Annotated in this window: 8 protein-coding genes and 4 pseudogenes; 6 read left to right on the top strand and 6 right to left on the bottom strand. The window is 58.3% G+C overall.

The genetic code is table 11. The features are described 5' to 3' along the window. Positions 1-91: 91 nt before the first annotated feature. Positions 92-868 carry a hypothetical protein gene (locus JX25_RS01540; protein ID WP_128253369.1) on the bottom strand — a complete coding sequence of 259 codons (777 nt, stop codon included), beginning with the start codon at positions 866-868 and terminating at the stop codon, positions 92-94. A gap of 153 nt (positions 869-1,021) precedes the next feature. On the opposite strand from JX25_RS01540, the pseudogene JX25_RS01545 reads away from it, so the two are divergent. After that, positions 1,022-1,836: pseudogene (locus JX25_RS01545) on the top strand (IS3 family transposase); the annotation flags it as partial. Positions 1,837-2,113: 277 nt separating this feature from the next. Here the strand turns inward: JX25_RS01545 and JX25_RS01550 are convergent. Together JX25_RS01550 and JX25_RS01555 are read right to left on the bottom strand one after the other, a co-directional pair. Further along, positions 2,114-3,286, bottom strand: a complete 1,173-nt coding sequence (locus JX25_RS01550; protein WP_128255138.1) for an IS5 family transposase — start codon at positions 3,284-3,286, stop codon at positions 2,114-2,116. 130 nt (positions 3,287-3,416) lie between these two features. After that, a complete protein-coding gene (locus tag JX25_RS01555) occupies positions 3,417-4,700 on the bottom strand; it encodes an IS110 family RNA-guided transposase (protein ID WP_128253370.1) in 1,284 nt (427 codons plus the stop codon). Positions 4,701-4,835: 135 nt separating this feature from the next. Between JX25_RS01555 and JX25_RS01560 the strand changes: the two are divergent. The 4 genes and pseudogenes from JX25_RS01560 to JX25_RS01575 form a co-directional block, all read left to right on the top strand. After that, positions 4,836-5,090 (top strand): annotated as a pseudogene (locus tag JX25_RS01560) (integrase core domain-containing protein); the annotation flags it as partial. A gap of 288 nt (positions 5,091-5,378) precedes the next feature. Further along, complete coding sequence (locus tag JX25_RS01565; RefSeq protein ID WP_128253371.1) at positions 5,379-10,601, top strand: glycoside hydrolase family 99-like domain-containing protein; 5,223 nt, start codon at positions 5,379-5,381, stop codon at positions 10,599-10,601. A 22-nt stretch (positions 10,602-10,623) separates the two neighbouring features. After that, a complete protein-coding gene (locus JX25_RS01570) occupies positions 10,624-11,736 on the top strand; it encodes a polysaccharide pyruvyl transferase family protein (protein WP_128253372.1) in 1,113 nt (370 codons plus the stop codon). A 342-nt stretch (positions 11,737-12,078) separates the two neighbouring features. Beyond that, positions 12,079-12,806: pseudogene (locus tag JX25_RS01575) on the top strand (transposase); the annotation flags it as partial. Between the two features lie 45 nt (positions 12,807-12,851). On the opposite strand, the gene JX25_RS01580 reads toward JX25_RS01575, so the two are convergent. Together JX25_RS01580 and JX25_RS01590 are read right to left on the bottom strand one after the other, a co-directional pair. Further along, a complete protein-coding gene (locus JX25_RS01580; RefSeq protein WP_128253373.1) occupies positions 12,852-14,066 on the bottom strand; it encodes an IS256 family transposase in 1,215 nt (404 codons plus the stop codon). Between the two features lie 373 nt (positions 14,067-14,439). Next, complete coding sequence (locus JX25_RS01590; protein WP_128253374.1) at positions 14,440-15,723, bottom strand: IS110 family RNA-guided transposase; 1,284 nt, start codon at positions 15,721-15,723, stop codon at positions 14,440-14,442. 135 nt (positions 15,724-15,858) lie between these two features. Here JX25_RS01590 and JX25_RS01595 point away from each other — a divergent pair. Next, positions 15,859-16,239: pseudogene (locus tag JX25_RS01595) on the top strand (integrase core domain-containing protein); the annotation flags it as partial. A gap of 163 nt (positions 16,240-16,402) precedes the next feature. Here the strand turns inward: JX25_RS01595 and JX25_RS01600 are convergent. Further along, positions 16,403-20,155 (bottom strand): glycosyltransferase family 2 protein, encoded by a 3,753-nt coding sequence (locus JX25_RS01600; protein ID WP_421779931.1) that lies wholly within the window; start codon positions 20,153-20,155, stop codon positions 16,403-16,405. Between the last annotated feature and the right edge of the window lie 380 nt (positions 20,156-20,535).

A 20,535-nucleotide genomic window follows, 5' to 3' on the forward strand; every position in this document is an offset into this window, starting at 1 on the left:
ACCGTTCCGCCCCGGCGACTTCTTCAGCGGCCTGCTAAATCCGATCCACCAGATGCCGGGACTGAACACCTAAGACGAACAAAGGATCGAGTCAGCTCGCGCAAATGCTGCGCAGCAGTTCTTCAGCTTGGTTAAAGTTTGGGATGTAGGGCCTTATCGAACTAGAATTCTGGCTTTCGTTCTGTATAAAGGCCTGCAACCTCGGGTCGTCTGCAGGAATATTTATACCTAATTTTGCTGCGATTGCGCGGGCTTGGCTGGCCATCGGTTCGCTGCCAAAATAGAGTTCCTCAAACAGATACCAATCCGGATCGATATGACGGTGGCGCAGCAAGGATAGCGTACGGCCAATAGAAAAATAATCTTGCATTACTCGCCCTCTGACCTTCTCTAGCAGGATCGGAGCGGGCTTCAACTTGCCGGAGATGATCTGTGGGTATATCTCTTTCGCTTCCTTTGCTCCCCATGCACCTGTGGCCTCGGCTAATAGCAACGAACTGAGCCGCTGGCTTTCTTCGCGGCGCGTCAGTACAAGGAACTGATAGCCTAGCGCGTTACAGGTATCGATCAATGCACGTGTTATCTCTAGCGGAATAACTTCGACGCAGTGCTTGATGTTTGGGCGTCCCTCAAGCGCTGTGTTAACTTCAGCCGTCATTTTTTCAACGTCAGAAGTTTTCTGAAAGGCAAGCGTGATGCCTCCGAAGACACGTTCAATATTGAAAGGTTCGTGTACGACGCTAGGGAAGGTTGAGATCGCGGATAAGAATGTCGTTAACGAAGTTCCACCTGTCCGACGAAGTGTCAGAATGAGCCAAGGCCGCTCCTTCGCAACGTTGCCGTGATCCTTCAGTACACTCTCAATCATGCAATCCTACCGTCATCGTGCCGCGCGCAGCGTGAACATATCTGTACTTTGTATTGTGTGAATACAGGGAAGGGAAGGTAGCTGGTAATCCTCCCCATGGTTAAGGGGATGCAGCAGTAGAATTTTCTCGTAGCGTAAGCTGAGGAGATTCGAATGAGGAAGACCCGATTTACCGAGCCGCAGATCATGGCGGTGCTGCGCCAAGCCGAGGGCGGCGTCGCTGTGCCGGAGCTGTGTCGCGAGCATGGGATCAGCAGCGCGAGCTTTTACAAATGGCGGGCGAAGTATGGCGGCATGGATGCGTCCATGATGAGCCAGATGAAGGCGCTTGAGGATGAGAACCGGCGGCTGAAGCGCATGTTCGCGGATCTGAGCATGCAGGCCGACCTGCTCAAGGAAGCGCTTGGAAAAAAGTAACGCGGCCAGCTCAACGCCGCGAGTTGGCCGCGAAGGTGGTGGCGACGAAGGGGGTCAGCATAGCGCTGGCCTGCCGGGCCTTCGAGGTCAGCGAGACCTGCTTTCGCTACAGCCCGAAGCGCTGTGCCGAGAACGAGGTCATCGCGGATCTCCTCGAGGGCTTGACCAAAACGCATCGGACCTGGGGCTTTGGTCTGTGCTTCCTGTATCTGCGCAACGTTCGCGGGCATATCTGGAACCACAAGCGCGTCCGCCGGATCTACTGCGAGCTGGAGCTGAACCTGCGGATCAAACCCCGGCGGCGGATCAAACGGGACAAGCCGGACATGCTCACCGTTCCGGACGCACCGAACCTCGTCTGGTCCATGGACTTCATGGCCGATCGTCCCGCCGATGGTCGCCAGTTCCGGCTGCTGAACGTCCTGGATGACTTCAACCGCGAAGGCCTGGGCATCGAGGTCGACTTCTCGTTGCCCGCCGAGCGGGTCGTGCGGGCGCTCAACCAGATCATCGAATGGCGCGGCAAGCCCATCGCGATCAGGGTCGACAACGTCCTATGCCGGGAGCGATTTGCCGTTTTGAGCATCAGATCACGGGGCATCCGAGCGACCGGATGCCTTTTGAATAGTTGCCCAGGCGGGCTCCGCCGTCAAGAAGTGGTCTCTTCCATATCAAATACAGGGTCGGCCACGATGCCGCCCTCACCGTCCTTAACAGGCCGCTGAAGAAGTCGCCGGGGCGGAACGGTTTTCTTCGGATGGGCCCGGCTGCATCGAGCTTCCGGCCTATCGGGGCGAAGGGTGTGCGCGGCTGATACCGCTTTTGGCTTCATGCGGTCAGCAATCGGGGCAGCCGTGCAAGGTTGTTGGCCGCCATCGTCAAAACGAAGCGGGAGCGCACTCGTTCGACGCCGCGATAAACAGTCTGAGCCATGCCGCCGACCGTCTTGGCCCACCCGAACGCCTCCTCGATCCGCTTCCGATGCTTGAGGGACAGGGCATAACCCTTGTGCCGGGTGGTTCGCCTATCAATCGCTGAACAACGCGATTTCTGCGCGACATGCGGTGTCACGCAGGCCTGTCGCAGATCAGCGACAAACGTGGCGGCGTCATATCCCTTGTCCGCCCCAAGGGTCAGCCTGCGGGTCGATCCGGGAGAGTGGCGATGCACCATGTCGAGCGCGGCACGCCGTTCGGCTCGGCCGTCCGCTTCGGTCAGATCGCCCTGCACGATCAGGCCCGAGCGGTTCTCCATCAGAGCATGGCCGATGAAGCACAGTATCGCCCCGGTGCCGGGCGATTTCTTGTAGAGGCGGGCGTCCGGATCGGTGGTCGAGGCATGGGTGGCGTTCGAACGCTTCTCGCCCCGGAAGTTGATCTCAGCGTTGCGGTGCTGGCGGGTGGGGCGGGGCATCGCGTCTGTCCCTGTCTGGACCTGTTCAGGTTGGTCGGCGGCGGTCGTGGCTGGTGAAGGCGGGTCGCTCGGTCCCTCGTCATCAGGCCGGGAGATGTCCGGCTTGAGCTGGAAGCTCTTCATCGAGGCCCAGGCCTTGACCAGCGTGCCGTCAACCGAAAAATGTTCGTCCGACAGAAGCGGCGCGACCTCCCGGTGCGCCAGGATCGCGGCCATCACCTTGCGCGACATCTCGGTCGTCAGCAGCCGGTCGCGGTTCTTCGTGAACACCGTCGGAACCCAGATCTGGTCGTCGATGCCGAGCCCCACGAACCACCGGAACAGCAGGTTATACTGCATCTGCTCCATCAGCTGCCGTTCAGAGCGGACCGAGAACAGGATCTGGAGCAGGCAGGCCCTGATCAGCCGCTCCGGTGCGATCGAGGGGCGACCGAAATCGGTATAGAGCGCTGCGAACTCGGCATCCAGGCTGGCCAGCGCCTCGTTCACCACCTGCCTGATCTTGCGCAGCGGATGCCGTGCCGGAATGCGCGCATCGAGATCAACATAGCTGAACAGCGACCCGCTCGTGTCGTCAGTGCCGCGCATCATCACCCCCGCCTTGGTCCCCCGACGGTGAATCATGTTCCTCGGAGAAGGCCAAGGATCGACTTCTTCAGCGGCCTGTTAAGACGAGATCCTAAATCCCAAGCGGAAGGCCCGAACATTATCTACGAGGTCAGGAGGCTGCCTCCACGGCTCTACAGAGAGGGGTCCTTCCGCCTGGGCTCGTCCCCTCGAAGAAGGGACGATAGGGTTCGCCGGATTTGATCACGGCGTGAATGGTGCGTGCCATCTTCGCAGCGATGGCAGTATAGGCTTTGCGGCGCAGATCGGGATTGTGGCGATCCTGCGCTATGTAGCGCTCGAACTTGTCGCGGAAGCTGTTGGCGGGCTTCAGCACGGCGGCCTGACTGGCCAGCCAGAGTGTGCGACGCAGGCGGGCATTGCCATACTTCGAGATTTTGCTTCGTCCGCGGAATACGCCGGATTGCACGGTCGCGAGGTCCATACCGCAGAACTTCAGAAACTGGCGGTGATGACGAAAGCGGCGCAGATCACCGGCTTCGGCCAGAACAGCCAGCGCATTGACAGGCCCGATCCCGGGTATCGTGCGCAGCAGCTGATAATCTGGATGGTCGGCCAGCAGCTCTGCCGCACGATCCTCGATGGCGTTGCGCTGCTGAACAAGGCTGCGTCCTTGCGCTAGAACGAGGCGGAACATCCGGATTGCATCTGAATCTGGAGCGACAGGCAGACCCACGGAAGTCTTTGACGTCTCGTAGATATCCGCTAGAAGCGCCGCCTTGCCAACGCGGCGACCAATTACCGGCCAGGCAGCCTCTATGAAAGCATCCTTGTCCATGGCGGTGATCATGTAGGGAGACGGAAAAGCCTCAAGGAACGCCAAAAACCAGTCACCACGAGAACTGCGGTGGAACCGGTCCGCCTCTGGAAAATACAGGGGCAGGTAATGGGTCAGGAGACGATGCCACAGTTCGGTCTTCGACCGCGCAACCATCTCGTAGGTCTTCGATAGTTCCTGAATGTCGCATGTGCCAGCAACCAACGGGTCGTGAAAGACTTGCACCGCACCGATCTCCAGCATACGCAGGATGACCTGCGCATCCTTGGGATCGTTCTTGTCCCAGCTGTTGTGCAGCGCTTCCCGCGTGCGGGCGAGAGCGACGGAAGACACGAGCTTCAGCTCGAACCCCGCGGCCCCGAGGGCGAACATCAGCGCCCGGTGATAGTTGCCTGTCGCCTCGAAACCGACGGTGACAGGCAGACCGTATTCTATCAAAGCCGCGATGAGACGACGATAATCATCGGCGGTGTTCAAGACAGTCATCCGGCGGCGGCGCGACTTGCCGGGCGTAGCAATCAGCACCTCGTGCCGGTGTTTGGAAATGTCGATGCCTACCAGAACGCGGGCATCCAGAGTATGCTTAACCTTGGCCATGGCCGGTCTCCTCTGTGGTGTGGTTCGCAAAACCACCATAGAGACCTGAGCGCCGGTTATGGCCGCCTGCTGCGCATTTTGGAGGCTGCGCAAGCGGCCATAACCTTCAACGGCCGATCATTCCCAACATGCTACGGCCCGGAATACATCCGCGCGACCTTGGCGATCTGGGCAGCAAAGCAGGGTATCGCCCTGAACCACATTCAACCCGGCAAGCCGCAGCAGAACGCCTATGTCGAGCGCTACAACCGCACCGTCCGCCATGAATGGCTGGACCTCTACATCTTTGACACCATCGCGGAGGCACAGAGCATCGCCACAGACTGGCTATGGACTTACAACAACGAGCGACCCAACATGGGCATCGGCGGCATCACACCCGCACAGAAACGGGGAGGATTACCCCCCGTCCGGACTGGTTATATTTGCGGCGCGGTGAGTACTATGCGGCCGGCACTGTTGATTGGCGACAATTTGTGCGGAACTTTGCTGTTTGGTGTGGCGTCTTGAGGGATTTGGTGACACTTATTCAGGTGTTTGCTAGTCACAGATCGAGATCGCGTTCAACAAGCGTTGGTTGGGTATCCCGGACATCGTCCTGACCGGCAAGTCCATGGCTAAGAACGACGATGGCAAGCATCTTCTGGCCCTCGCAAAGGAAGCGGAAACTACGCGTCGATGATTGAGACCCTCCGAAAACTAAGCGTCGGCATCATCTCCTGGGAGGGGAAGACAAGCGCCGCACAGGCCATCGCGACCCAGGCGTCTGCAATCGTGCAGGACGTCGTGGTTGTGCATTCGGATTCTCAAGGCACCGAACCCATCGGGAACGGGACATGGATCACGGTGCCGAACGCCCTTTTTTTCGGCGGTAAATTTGCAAGGTTGCTGGAGGCAGTCGATCCAAAGAACGCGCTCTTGCTGATTCAGGCCGACGCGGAATGCGCGGATTGGGTCGCCCTGATCCGCCGCTTCGCACATCGGCTCAATCAGCGCCCGACATTGGGCTTGTGGTCACCCGCGATCGACAACACCCCCTTCCCGCTCTCAGTCGTGGCGCAGGGCCTGGTGCAAGACGACCTGCTGCGCGTCACGCAAACCGATGCCATTGTGCTGGGCATGACGCAGTCAGTTGCCGAGCATTTGCGAACGCTCGATTATTCGGCAAACAATTTAGGATGGGGTGTTGATTGGGCGGCAGTCGCCTATTGCGAAAAAACTGGGCTTGAAGCTTTTTGTGATTTATCCCAATGCGTAGCGCATCCTCAATCGCGTGGTTACGACGCAAGTAACGCCGAGCACCAAATGCAGCTATTTCTTGAGCAGCTGGATCCTGATTCTCAGGACACAATTCAGCGGCTCAAAAGAAATATTGAACTACAAAATATCCGACGCTTCTCGCGCAATAACGGCAGCATAGGATCCGAATCTCGAAGGACGGGTATGGACATTCATTCTGATATTTCTCAATCGGATCTTTTGGACCAGGTGAATTCCCTGTTCGTAAGACATGCGAGTGTCATCATTGACTTGCCGGAGGGGAAGACCGCCGCTGTTCTGATGGCGGATGGAACCCTTCATCGACCCGTCGAACGATCCGAGCCTATCCGTTTGCCCAAGGTTCTCGATTTCGATGATGTCCGGTTGGAGGAGGTTTCGAAGGAGCTGACAACCGATGGAAAATGGTCCTGCCCTGGCCAATCCACCGTGCAATACGTTTTCGAACCCGAGGCCAAGGGTGTCCGAGCCGATCTGATCGTCCCGGTCGAGTTGGATAGCTCTCTGGGTGACGTGCGATTGCAGTTCGGTGCTGCGGTTCATCGCGGCAACGTTGATATCCTGATCGAGTGGTACGACACTTTGGACCACGATTCTCGTGATGAAGTGTGGATTAAGCTGGACCCGACCTTTACCGGTCAACGCGACGTGGCGGATTACCAGAAAATCGACATCCACATCCCAAACACCGGCGCCACCCGGATCGTGAAAATCGGCATCTGCTACTGGAACAACATTGGCGCAAGTGAACCCGGCGTGGTCTTGTGTACCCGTCCCTACCTGATGTCCTCGGCGCAGGCGATCGGAGGCAGCATGCCGATCGTCATGACGAGTGACGGTGATCAGGCCGGGACCTTGCAGGAAATCGCACTCCCGGCCAGCAGAGAGCCGATTTCGCTGGTCGTCGGGGATGAAATCTATCCGTTGCTGGCCAAACCTGATCGCATTGCCCGCTTCGAGAGTGAGGATGGCCAGATCTTCGCCTGGTCGAACAGCTATGCCCACTACTCGCTGGTGATCAACGGCCGCCCGAGCCGCGTTTTGTGGCTTGGTCCCGAAAAAAAGCAATTGTCGATCTCGAAGGACCTGCTGGGCGACAGGGGCACCCAGATCGAATTGCGCGATCCCACGGGAAATATCATCTTCGCGACCTATGCGCCTGTAGAACTGTCTGCCGAAGCGCCGGTCGAGGGCCCCGTAGCCGTCGTCAATGCCTCCACGCCTGTCCCGTCGGCACCGCAGCCTGTCGACGGGGAAGCCCCGCAAAGGCACCCTGATGCTTGGGCGTTGGAAGAGTTCTTTGACGAGGACTATTACCTCTCGGGCTTTCCTCCGGAGGATCGCCCGCAAGACGCCAGATCGCACTATCTGTTCACAGGGTGGAAAGAAGGAAGGGATCCCGCGGCGTGGTTCTCGACCTGGCACTATCTTTCGACGCATCAGGATGTGGCCGCGGCGGGAATGAATCCGTTCCTGCATTATTGCGTTGCCGGCCACATCGAGGGACGAAAGCTGGTTCAACAGGGGCGCACGGGCGGAAAGTCGGTTTACGATGCCCATGCTTATGCCGTCGCACCTGGCCCCCATTTCGAAGAGTTCGACCCCAACATCGGCGTCGGTCGGCGCAAGCGGGCCAAGGTTCTGGCCTATTATCTGCCGCAGTTCCATTCGGTCCCTGTGAATGACGAGAACTGGGGAACCGGCTTTACGGAATGGCGCAATCTGCCGCGGGCCCTGCCCCGGTTCTATGGCCATATCCAGCCCCGCATCCCCCGCGACCTGGGGTGCTATGACCTCTCTGAGGGCGACGTGATGCGCCGCCAGATCGAGATGGCCAAGGCGGCGGGTCTCTTTGGGTTCTGCTTCTATCACTACTGGTTCGACGGCGAGCGCGTTCTGGAGACCCCGGTCGAACGCTTGATGGCTGACCCGTCGCTCGATTTCCCGTTCTGCCTGATGTGGGCGAATGAGAATTGGACCCGGACCTGGGACGGCTCGGAGAAAGAAGTCATTCTGGGGCAAAACTATCGGGAAGAGGACGACATTCTCTTCATCGACGATGTCGCCCGACACATGAAGGACCCCCGCTATATCCGCATCGGCGACCGGCCGTTATTCTTCATCTATCGGCCGGGGCAGATCCCCAACTCGGGAGCGACGATCGATCGCTGGCGGTCGCTGTTAGCCGAGCGTCACGATCTGACACCGTTGATCCTGATGGCACAAGGCTTTGGCGACCTGGACCCCAGAGCCCACGGCCTTGACGGGGCCATCGAGTTCCCGCCGCACAAGGTCTGCCAGGACCTGCCGCCGATCAACGCGACCGTGAAGCTGCTCGATAATGACTATAAAGGGCACGTCATCGACTATGACGCGATGGTCAATCGGTCCTGCGATGAGAAAACAGCCCACTTCCCGTTGATCCGGACTGTTACGCCGACATGGGACAACGAGGCGCGCCGCCCGGGGCGAGGCATGATCATCCACGGTTCGACCCCGGAAAAGTTCCAGAACTGGGTCGAGCAGATGCTGGATTTCGCGCAATCGAACCCGGTTCATGGCGAGAACCTGATTTGCGTCAATGCATGGAATGAATGGGCCGAGGGCGCTGTTCTCGAGCCGGATGTGCATCACGGTGCCGCCTATCTGAACGCGCTGTCTCGTGCCCTGCACGGCGCTCGAAATCGCGGCAAGTCAGCGCGCACCAAGATTGTTCTTGTCGGACATGACGCCAATATCAACGGCGCGCAGATGCTCGCCTTGAACCTCGGCCAGACACTCACGCGCGATTTCGGTGTCGAGGTGGCGTATGTGCTGGGGGCCGAGGGCCCATTGCTCGAGCACTACCGCGCTATCGGGACTGTGCATTTGGCGACCGGCAACTCGCTGAGCACCGAGAAGATCTTTGACGAACTCGCGAAAAAAGGCTTTTCTCTGTGTATCACGAACACCACGCCCTCTGGCCGGATGGTTCCCGCGATGAAGCGGGCCGGGCTTACGGTCGTGTCCCTGATCCACGAACTGCCGAGCCTGCTGAAATCCTATAACCTGACAGCAGAGGCCACGGCCATTGCTCAGCACTCGGACCATGTGATCTTCCCCGCCGAGGTGGTGCGCGACGGTTTCATTGGGTTTGCGGGCGAGATTGCCCACAAGGCCGAAGTCTTCCCGCAGGGCCTTTACAACACCAGCGTGCTTCAGGTTCCGGCGGGCGACAATGGCCTTCGCGCCGAGCTTGGCCTGTCGGCAAAGACCAAAATCGTCCTTGGTGTTGGCTATGCGGATCTCCGCAAGGGGATCGATCGCTTCGTCAGCGCCGGTTTGTCGACCTGCTCGGCTCATGACGACATCGCCTTTATTTGGGTGGGCGCGCCTGCGGGCGAGGTGCTCAACTGGTTCCAGCCCGAGATCGATGCGTCGGGCTTTGGTGACCGGATCCGCATCCTTGGCCACCGGGACGATATAGCCCGGTTCTTTGCCGCCTCGGACGCGTTCTACCTTTCCTCGCGCGAAGATCCGTTCCCGTCCGTCGTGCTCGAAGCTTTGGCTGTCGGTCTGCCGGTGATCGGACACAAGGGATGCGGTGGCTGTGATACGCTCATCGAAAAGCATGGGGCCTTGGTGGATCAGGCCGACCCGATGGCCGCCGCGGGCAAGATCTTGGATCTCGTGAAGCGCAGCAATCACCGTGCCGCCGCGGCGCGCCGTGCCGAAGTTGAGGAAAACTATAACTTCCCCAACTACGTGTTCGGCCTGGTGCAGCGCCTCCAGCAGGATCTGCCGACCGTGTCCGCTGTGGTACCCAACTACAAGTACGAGGCCTATATCGGGGAACGACTACGTAGCGTCTTCGATCAGGCCCTGCCGCTGCGCGAAGTCATCGTCCTCGACGATGCCTCGCCCGACGACAGCGTCGCGGAAATCACCCGCACGGCCGAGGCCGCCAGTCGGCTCATCGACCTGCATGTCAATGAAACCAACAGCGGCTCTCCGTTCCCGCAGTGGCGCAAGGGCGTCGAACTGGCGCAGGGCGAATACGTCTGGATTGCCGAGGCCGACGACATAGCCGACCCCAGATTTGCGGCCCGGCTCGTCGATCAGATGCGGATGGCCGGCTGCGTCCTGGGCTTCACGGACAGCGCCCAGATCAATGAGCACGGCGAGCCGATCGGAGCCAGCTATCGGCCCTATATCAACGAGATCGAGCCGGGGGCCTTCGACAAGCCCTTCAACATGGACGGGCCCGAGTTTCTCGCCCGGTTCCTGGCGGTCAAGAACGTGATCCTCAACGTGTCGGGCGTGATCTTCCACCGCCAGACCCTGCTGGATGCCTTCGAGGCCGTGGGCGACGAGCTTTACACCTATAACGTCGCCGGTGACTGGCGACTGTACGCCGAGATCTGCGCCAAACCCGGCAACGTCGTCAGCTTCATCCCCGACCCCCTCAACACCCACCGCCGCCACTCCATCAGCGTCACCCACGCCCTCAAAGTGGAGAAACACCTTGCCGAAATCGCCGAAATGCATAGGCTAGCAGGGGAGAAGGTGGCATTGAGTGCTGAAAAGTTGGCGCAACAAGAAGAAAATTATCGGCAGTGCGTTGCACATTTGACGAAGCACTAACGAGCAGCTGGAGAATGCAGGAATGTCGATCGCCGTCGTATCAATCGCACGGGAATACAACGTCTCGCCCGAGATGCCTTTTGACACGCTTTACGAGGCGATTGGCAAGAACACCGGTAACTTGATGTTCACCGAAGCGGCATTTCGACTGATCGACGATGAAATGGTGCACGTGGGATTCGGTTTCGACCCAATAGACGTCAACAAGCGTCACTCGTGCATGGTGATTCCGGCTGCGAATTGGTTGAATAAAAAATCAAATTGGGATTTCTTGGTCGATAAACTTGAGAAACTAACCATTCCTGTCGTTGTCATAGGGCTGGGTCTGCAAGCGGACACAAATAATCTTGACGCAGTAGAAGTCAGTCCTTCGGCGCTGAGGCTTGCTCAGTTTCTTGGAAGGTCAAGTCCCGCGATTTCCGTTAGGGGTAATTTTACAAGGGATTGGCTGATTGGGAACGGAATCACCAATGTTGTAACAACAGGGTGCCCTTCTCTTTATATGAAAGCATTCGATGACAGTCCATCGAGCAGCACCAAAAAAATTGTTCTTCAGTCAACCAGATACGGAGTAAACGCCTCGTTTGTTAAATCCGAGGGAATAAATCGAAAGCTCTTTGCGCTCTCTGCTGCCTTGAATCTTCCGATGGTCTATCAGTCAGAAGCGCAGGAAATGAGACTGCTTGCCACCGAAGAATCGGCGTATTCGCTGTCAGAGAATGAACAAAATCTTCTCGCCGCGACCTATTTGGCCAACGACACAGATGGTGTAGATAGGTATATGCGAAGAAACGCCAAGGTTTTCTATAACTTGTCCGAATGGTCGAAGTACTTGCGCAAGCATAAAGGTGTGATCGGCACCCGCCTACATGGATCCATTATTGCTCTCAACAGCGGTAAACCCGCCGTACTCGTCCCGCACGATTCGAGGACGGCGGAAGTTGCAAGTTTCGCAGGAATTCCAGTAGCATTTGGTCCTGATGTTCGTGGCTGTCAGACTCTTGATGATCTGAACGATGTACTCGCAACTTCGTCGATTGAACACTATCGCGACATCCGGTCGCGAAACCAATCCGTGTTCTCCGCCTTTTTGAAAGAAACGGGTTTAAAGCCTAAGGCATCTGCAATGTACTAAACTACCATCCCAGTGTAATACAACTTGCACATGCAGGATATTCCTCCCCTCATCCTCGTCTTTGGCGTGCGCCAGTCGGGGACGTCGCTTCTAGAGTAAGGTGGATAACTTCCCCGCCACGATCAGGCACCTCGCGATGTCGGACTTAAACAAGGATCTCGAGCTTTGAAGATCGAACTCAACCCTAATCTCGACGTGGTTCTATCCGAACCGACGAACAGTATTGTCTTCATCCATGTCGGAAAGTGCGCGGGCGAAAGTATCATGCACGCATTGCGGTGACCTGCTACGAGATTTTTCCTCCATCGTTGATTAGAGTCTGGCCCAACTCGAGGACGGACAATGAAGCGAACGAGATTCACGGACGAACAGATTATCGGCATTCTTGGCGAGCACGAGGCAGGTGCGAAGTGCGCGGACCTGTGCCGCAAGCACGGCATGTCCGAAGGCACCTTCTACAACTGGAAGGCCAAGTTCGGCGGCATGACGGTGTCAGAAGCCAAGCGGCTGAAGGCGCTCGAGGATGAGAACGCCAAGCTGAAGAAGCTTTTGGCCGAGCAGATGCTGGATCTGGCCGCGAGGAAGGATCTGGTTTCAAAAAAGTGGTAGGGCCCGCCGTGAAGCGTGAAGCCGTCGCGTATCTTCGGGCCGAGCATGGCTTGTCGGAGCGGCGGGCCTGCCACATCGTCGGCGCGGATCGCAAGATGGTTCGCTACCGGGCGCAGCGTGCGCCGGACACAGTGCTGCGCGGTCGGTTACGGGATCTGGCCAATGAGCGCTGGAGGTTTGGCTATCGGCGGCTCTTCGTGCTGCTGCGCCGCCAAGGCGAGCCGTCCGGGATCAACCGGATCTATCGGCTCTACCGCGAGGAAGGGCTGACGGTCCGCAAACGGAAAGCCCGGCGCAAAGCAGTGGGAACGCGGGCCCCTATCCTGGTCGTTGCACAACCCAATGCACGCTGGTCGCTGGATTTCGTCCATGACCAGTTCGCCAATGGTCAGCGCTTCCGCGTTCTCAACGTGGTCGATGACGTCACGCGTGAATGCTTGGCTGCGATCCCGGGAGTGTCTGACACTCTGTGTATCTGACGGGGCCCATACGGTTTTCAGATACAGTCAGGCGTCGAAGCGCCCGGCGAACATTCTGGCCAGCTGATTGCGGGCCGCAACCCATTCACGAACCGCACGACCGCCCTTCTCGAAGTTGCGGGTGGCCAGGTAGATCAGCTTGGTCGCGGCCTCCGCGGTGGGGAATGAGCCCTTGGTCTTCAGCGTCTTCCGCAGCACCCGGTTCAGCGACTCCACGGCGTTGGTGGTGTAGATGATCTTCCGGATCGCTGCGCTGAAGGCAAAGAACGGGATCGCCTCGGCCCAGGCCCGGCGCCAGGCCGGGGCAATGGAGGGGGATTTCCCGGCCCATTTCTCCTCGAACCCGTCCAACTGTCGGGCGGCCTCCTCCGCCGTCGGGGCCTGGTAGATCGGGCGCAGATCGGCGGCCACGGCCTTGCGGTCCTTCCAGCTGCAGAAGTTCATCGAATGCCGGATCAGGTGAACGATGCAGGTCTGAACTGTGGTATCCGGGAAGGCCGCTGTGATGGCTTGCGGGAAGCCCTTCAGGCCGTCCACGACCGCGATCAGGATGTCCTGAACCCCCCGGTTGCGCAGTTCGTTCATCACCGACAGCCAGAACTTGGCGCCCTCGTTGTCGGCGATCCAGAGTCCGAGGACCTCGCGCTCCCCATCCCTGGTGACACCCAGGGCGATGTAGACCGCCTTGTTCTTGACCATCCGACTGTCGGCATCGCGGATCTTGACCCTGAGCGCGTCGAAAATGACGATCGGATACATCCGGTCCAGCGCCCGGTGCTGCCACTCGCGCACCTCGTCCAGAACTGCATCGGTCACGCGGCTGATCAGGTCGGGCGAGACCCGCAGGCCATACAGATCCTCAAGATGGGACTGGATGTCGCGCACCGACAAACCGGCGGCATAGAGCCCGATGATCTTGTCATCCACCCCGTCGATCCGGGTCTGACCCTTCTTCACCAGCTCAGGCTCAAAGCTGCCATCCCGGTCGCGCGGAACCGACAGCGGCACCTCGCTATCCGAACCCTTGACCCGCTTGGTTGAAATCCCGTTGCGGCGGTTCGATTGTTCCGGCGGGGCCTCGGCACCGGCCTCATAGCCCAGATGCGCGGTCAGTTCGGCCCCGAGCATCCGTTCCATCAGACGGATCTTCAGCTCCTTCATCAGCCCGGCCTCGCCCAGCCGATCGTCAGGCCGCTTGCAGCCCTTCAGCAGCTCGTCCAGCAATTCGTTCGACATCGTCATCAGCCTTGCTCCTCTCAGGAAGCATGGACCACAGCACGAATACACAGAAGCTCGGACACTCTCGCGATCCCTGACACCTCGATATCAGGGCGCCGTGTCGCGCGTGAACTGACGGCCCTGATCGAACGCCGTGGAAAGCCTGGCATGATTGTCAGCGACAACGTCCTATGCCGGGAGCGATTTGCCGTTTTGAGCATCAGATCACGGGGCATCCGAGCGACCGGATGCCTTTTGAATAGTTGCCCAGGCGGGCTCCGCCGTCAAGAAGTGGTCTCTTCCATATCAAATACAGGGTCGGCCACGATGCCGCCCTCACCGTCCTTAAGACGAGATCCTAAATCCCAAGCGGAAGGCCCGAACATTATCTACGAGGTCAGGAGGCTGCCTCCACGGCTCTACAGAGAGGGGTCCTTCCGCCTGGGCTCGTCCCCTCGAAGAAGGGACGATAGGGTTCGCCGGATTTGATCACGGCGTGAATGGTGCGTGCCATCTTCGCAGCGATGGCAGTATAGGCTTTGCGGCGCAGATCGGGATTGTGGCGATCCTGCGCTATGTAGCGCTCGAACTTGTCGCGGAAGCTGTTGGCGGGCTTCAGCACGGCGGCCTGACTGGCCAGCCAGAGTGTGCGACGCAGGCGGGCATTGCCATACTTCGAGATTTTGCTTCGTCCGCGGAATACGCCGGATTGCACGGTCGCGAGGTCCATACCGCAGAACTTCAGAAACTGGCGGTGATGACGAAAGCGGCGCAGATCACCGGCTTCGGCCAGAACAGCCAGCGCATTGACAGGCCCGATCCCGGGTATCGTGCGCAGCAGCTGATAATCTGGATGGTCGGCCAGCAGCTCTGCCGCACGATCCTCGATGGCGTTGCGCTGCTGAACTAGGCTGCGTCCTTGCGCTAGAACGAGGCGGAACATCCGGATTGCATCTGAATCTGGAGCGACAGGCAGACCCACGGCAGTCTTTGACGTCTCGTAGATATCCGCTAGAAGCGCCGCCTTGCCAGCGCGGCGACCAATTACCGGCCAGGCAGCCTCTATGAAAGCATCCTTGTCCATGGCGGTGATCATGTAGGGAGACGGAAAAGCCTCAAGGAACGCCAAAAACCAGTCACCACGAGAACTGCGGTGGAACCGGTCCGCCTCTGGAAAATACAGGGGCAGGTAATGGGTCAGGAGACGATGCCACAGTTCGGTCTTCGACCGCGCAACCATCTCGTAGGTCTTCGATAGTTCCTGAATGTCGCATGTGCCAGCAACCAACGGGTCGTGAAAGACTTGCACCGCACCGATCTCCAGCATACGCAGGATGACCTGCGCATCCTTGGGATCGTTCTTGTCCCAGCTGTTGTGCAGCGCTTCCCGCGTGCGGGCGAGAGCGACGGAAGACACGAGCTTCAGCTCGAACCCCGCGGCCCCGAGGGCGAACATCAGCGCCCGGTGATAGTTGCCTGTCGCCTCGAAACCGACGGTGACAGGCAGACCGTATTCTATCAAAGCCGCGATGAGACGACGATAATCATCGGCGGTGTTCAAGACAGTCATCCGGCGGCGGCGCGACTTGCCGGGCGTAGCAATCAGCACCTCGTGCCGGTGTTTGGAAATGTCGATGCCTACCAGAACGCGGGCATCCAGAGTATGCTTAACCTTGGCCATGGCCGGTCTCCTCTGTGGTGTGGTTCGCAAAACCACCATAGAGACCTGAGCGCCGGTTATGGCCGCCTGCTGCGCATTTTGGAGGCTGCGCAAGCGGCCATAACCTTCAACGGCCGATCATTCCCAACATGCTATGGGACCGAACTGACCAGTAACGCGATCCTGCGATGGTGCTCCGAGCACAAGGTCGAATGGCATTACATCGCGCCGGGCAAGCCGATGCAGAATGGTTTCGTCGAAAGCTTCAACGGCAGGATGCGCGATGAGCTGCTCAACGAGACTATGTTCCGCAACCTGGCCCATGCGCGGATCGTGATCTCCGCCTGGGCTGCAGACTACAATACAGAGCGCCCGCATTCAGCCTTGGACTACCAGACCCCGGCTGACTACGCGCGGACCCTGACCACCGCAATCGCCCGACCCGCTGCGCGAGATGATAGCTCCGCGCGTCGCGCGATTGCTCAACCAGCGCCGATGGGCGTAAACACCAACCGGGCTCCGGTCGCGGCTGGATGAAAGATCAGCGGCAGGTCAAGGATTACCAGAGCACAGTCTCCATGGAGAAGCTCTATCATCGAACCTCAATGGAATCCAATGATCCGATCAACGACCGCGCGGGAAGGTGGGCGCGCGACAGCGCTCACTCTAATCTCGACTTTGACAAAGGAGGACCGGTTGTTCAACCCGAATGCTCTGAAGTGTAGTTTCCCGATAGGGTACGCTTGATGATCTCGGCCTGATCCCAACGAACCGAGCCTTTCTTGCTGAAGAAGCAGTTGACCCCCCCCTCTAGAGCTTCGGCGTAGGCGCGGTATTCTGCAGAATCATCGAAGTGCTGGTTGCGTCCGAGTTCGTCCACGACCTTCTTGTGGAAGCCCGAGTGGTATTTGAAGTGGCAGAGCACTGCTGGCGTCGGTGCTATCTTCACGTCCCCGACATAGTGCAGCCCTGCTGAAAGTTGCATCCACGGTTTGTACTTTAAGATACAAGTCTTTTGCGAGGTGAAGCTGCTGATGCTGGAATGGGGCGCCAGCCTATGCCTCAAGCTGCTAGTCCAGGTAGGCGAATTCGAGTAGGGCCCATTGAACCAGACGCTGCGCAGCGGTTCGCTGTCAACATAGCCAGCAGCTTCGAAGGGATCGTCGCGGCTGATGTCGAATTCGCTGAGCGGACCTTTCGGGTACATGTCCAGCATGAGAGAAGTGACCGCATCAAAACCATTTTCCCCTTGGGCATCGAGGAACTCCGCGATCGGACGATCCTTGTATGCTGGGAAGACTAGGAACTCGTCGGCGTCGACGACGATCGACCACAGGCCACTTCGGAAATTGGAAAGCAGGGATTGCTGCCACGCCACGCCAAAGGTCGAGTTTTTGTATTCTGTATCGCAGGCGAAGCAGACTACATCGGGCTGCTCCAGGAGATAGGCCAGCGTTCCGTCGGTAGAGCAATTATCCGAAATCAGGAAAGATTTGATGCCAAGCTTACGGTAATGATCAAGAAATGCGGCCATGATATGGCGTTCATTGCGCACGCAGGCAATCACGGCATGATCCTGTCGCAGTAGCCCCGGTACCCCTGCATGATCCGAGATCAGCTCAAGAGCATTGGTATTCGCGCCTGTCAGCGGGGATGCATAGCTAGGCCAGATCTTGCTCGGTCGCAGGCTGAAAGCTTCAGATTGAGCGGCTGCTTTAGGAAATAGTTCCGGCCTGTCCAGGTGCGCCAGTTTGACCGGCCAAACGCGGCTGGGCAAGAAGCTGTTCGCGAACATGCTCACCGAGGTTCTGGACAGCGGCAGCCTGCGAAAGACTGCGGAATTGTAGCCTTCCGACGCAATCGAGATGCCAGAAAGCTGCAAGAGGTCGCCGACTAACTTGTCTTCCATGTAGGAGCTGTTTTTCAGCATCGCCCCGAACGGAGTCTCAAGCTGATCGAGGATTGATCTCATCGCCGTGCGGCTGAGCGTGTAGCCTGACCCGCCATCGGCATAGAGCGAGGGTTCGGGTGACTTGTCCAGTTCTTTGCGTGCGCGGTAGCTGATAGATTTTTGCATGTGCCACATGCGGTCCATGCCGCCTATCGGGCGATGGATCGAGCGACCATAGTAATCGTGGTTTCTATAGCTGTGCTCCAGGAAAAACTCATCAACATTGAGGAAACAATCATCGTCGATCTTCAGCATGAAGCCGAAATCAGTGTTGTCCTGCACCCAACGGATGGTTGCCAAAACCTTCTCTGGCAAATGCTCGTAATCGTCTGAGCACGCTAGCTGCAGCACGTCGCCATGTAGCTGAGTCTCATCTCCGCCGATGACGAAAACATAGGGAACGCCCAGAGCTTTTAGTTTCTCTGCCCAGGTATTGATGATGGCGGGACCGCGTTCATCGATGTATTTCCGGCACGAAATGATCGTGACGATGATGTCGAAGACCTGCGAGGCGTTCGTATGCATGGTGGCCGCTGCCTCTGTCGGCTGCGCAACCTCGGGCCACGCAACCGCATGGTGCAGCAGATCGCTGACCAGCGGGCGCCATTCCGGATCTGTATCTCCCAGCACGCGCAACGCAGCCTGAATGCCGGGCACTGAGGTCTGGGGCCGATGGGCATTCAGGATGGCATTCGCCTTAGCACTGGCGGGGATGATCCTTTCGCTCTTACCTGCTTTGAGTATCAGCGACACCAGCAAGATCGCAAGTTCTAAAGCCTTTGCCTGAGCACCGGCCCGCATCAGCGAGGCGATCTGCTTCTCAACGCGGGCGATCATAGCTTTGCAGCCATCGCTGCTCATAGGTTGAGCGACTTCGAACTCGCGCAAGGCCGCTACCGCTTCGCTGATGTGCTGCCCGGTGGTTGTCTGCGGCACGTCCGAATCGCAGACGGCCAGCGCCCGGCGTAGTTCCGGAGCATGTTCTGCAGCGTCGCCCCTGAAGGACGGATGTGCAATGACTCGGACCAATTCACGCAAGGTCTGCTCGTGACCAGGCTGCAGGCCGGAAATCTCTCCGGTCAGGCAATGCAATCGGTCGTCAGCAGGCAGAAGCTCAACTAAGAAGCGTAGCATGTCCGACTGATTATACTTCGCAAAGTAGCGCAGGGCATTGATCACCGAATCGCTGCGGGACACCCGATCGTCGATCGTGGCATCTGCGTAGGCTTCGATTTGGCTGAAGTGTGCCGCAGCGCGGCGAATGCATGCACCAGCATTGCCAATCCTACCTTGGGCGTGGCGCCAGAATTCGGCACTGAGGCCGTGGCATTCAAGCGCGAAGGCTTCGATATCGTCGCGCAGATAGACCGGAAAACGCCTACCGCTTTCCACAATATTGGCCGAAGCCTGTAGCAGCGCCGAACATTGTGCACGGCCCCAATAGGAAGACTTCAGTTGCCGAACAAGGTTCATGTAGCCGTATAGGCTTCGGCGGACCTGCTCTTCTGCTTCGCTATCCGAGGCGTCCTGATCGACAAGCCACCGTATAGCATATGCAACGCAGGGCGTTACCAGCCAGCCGTCTTCAGGTCTCATATCCCACAGGATATCGCCTACTTCACGATAGCATCCTCCATGCGCTAGGTAGGGTAAAATGACAGATTTCATCCAATTATCGCTTCGATGCAGCGAGAGGATGTCGGTATTTCGCGATGCGCTGTCGATGAGCCGGTCGAAGTGACCCGACTGAATGAAGGTCTCGGTCAGTTGCAGATAGAAATCTGACCTTTGTTGCCGATCGAGACTGTAGGTTTTAACGAGTTGATCAAGCGCCGCAGCCATATCTTTAGGCGCTCCCTGAAGCAGATGCGCCCCTTGCTCGACGGCCGTGGTGACCGCGATGGTGTGGATGCCGGGGGCGGGGGGCGACGAGGAGCGACTTAGCCTCCCAAGGGCAGGCAAGATCTCATGGCTGGAGCCTATAAAGTCCTGCACACCATAAATCTCTGCCGAACGTTCAAAAAAACGAAACGTACTTGGGGTGAGAAAGCTCTGGAGCTGCCCGTAAACAACATGCTCAACCAGCGAAAGGATGTCGCCGGCGTTCCGCGTAGGCTCAACTTCCGCGGCTATGCTTTCAATGCGCTGCAGGATGTCAGACTTGTTGATCACGGAACGGGTCAGTTCCACCCCGCCTGACAGCATGGCGATGGTTAGCTGATCACTATTACCCTCCCAGATCCAACCGGGCAGCGGCGCATCGATACGCCAAGTGGCTTCGTCCGCCTGTGGATTAGAATCGTGCATAGATGCGATCAGCGGGACTTCCTGAGCATGATTCTGGACCTGCAGGAATATACTGGGCTTTCTAAGGCCTGCTGTCCTAATAAACCCCGTCAAGGTTAGATAGTTGCCTAGGAAGAGGCTGGCATCTTCGCTCCCCAGTCCCGCACCGATCGGCCAGATGCCGCAGGAAACTGGGGCGACAGCCCCTCGGCACATTACCGAGACGACATCGTGCGATAGGGCAAGGTGGGCATCCTCAAGGGCCGTTACAGCGACATCATCTAACCGTAACTCAATGCCGTTGCAGCGACCGCTGTCGTCACGCCAGAATTCGATTGCTAGATGCGAACTGGTTCGGCCAACTGGCAGGTCACTGCAGCTCAGCTCGTAGAACTCACCCGACATCAGCATCTTCAAGACGATGATACGGTTGCTGTGCCTGACATTCAGCGTGGTCAGGAGGCCATCCTCAGACTTCAGGATGATCTCGGCCTCGGGCCCCATGGCCCAATCGATTGAGCACCAGAATTCAGAGGCATCCCGTACATCGTAGTCCAGCAAGACGGTCACCTATTCTTCATCGCACGACCGGCGGC

It is taken from the genome of Falsirhodobacter deserti, assembly GCF_004015795.1.
Taxonomy (GTDB): Bacteria; Pseudomonadota; Alphaproteobacteria; order Rhodobacterales; family Rhodobacteraceae; genus Falsirhodobacter; species Falsirhodobacter deserti.

Excerpts from the sequence above, each read along its gene's own strand:
- JX25_RS01540 (WP_128253369.1), bottom strand. The coding sequence starts at position 868 with ATGATTGAGAGTGTACTGAAGGATCACGGCAACGTTGCGAAGGAGCGG.
- JX25_RS01550 (WP_128255138.1), bottom strand. The coding sequence starts at position 3,286 with ATGCGCGGCACTGACGACACGAGCGGGTCGCTGTTCAGCTATGTTGAT.
- JX25_RS01555 (WP_128253370.1), bottom strand. The coding sequence starts at position 4,700 with ATGGCCAAGGTTAAGCATACTCTGGATGCCCGCGTTCTGGTAGGCATC.
- JX25_RS01565 (WP_128253371.1), top strand. The coding sequence starts at position 5,379 with ATGATTGAGACCCTCCGAAAACTAAGCGTCGGCATCATCTCCTGGGAG.
- JX25_RS01570 (WP_128253372.1), top strand. The coding sequence starts at position 10,624 with ATGTCGATCGCCGTCGTATCAATCGCACGGGAATACAACGTCTCGCCC.
- JX25_RS01580 (WP_128253373.1), bottom strand. The coding sequence starts at position 14,066 with ATGACGATGTCGAACGAATTGCTGGACGAGCTGCTGAAGGGCTGCAAG.
- JX25_RS01590 (WP_128253374.1), bottom strand. The coding sequence starts at position 15,723 with ATGGCCAAGGTTAAGCATACTCTGGATGCCCGCGTTCTGGTAGGCATC.
- JX25_RS01600 (WP_421779931.1), bottom strand. The coding sequence starts at position 20,155 with ATGTGCCGAGGGGCTGTCGCCCCAGTTTCCTGCGGCATCTGGCCGATC.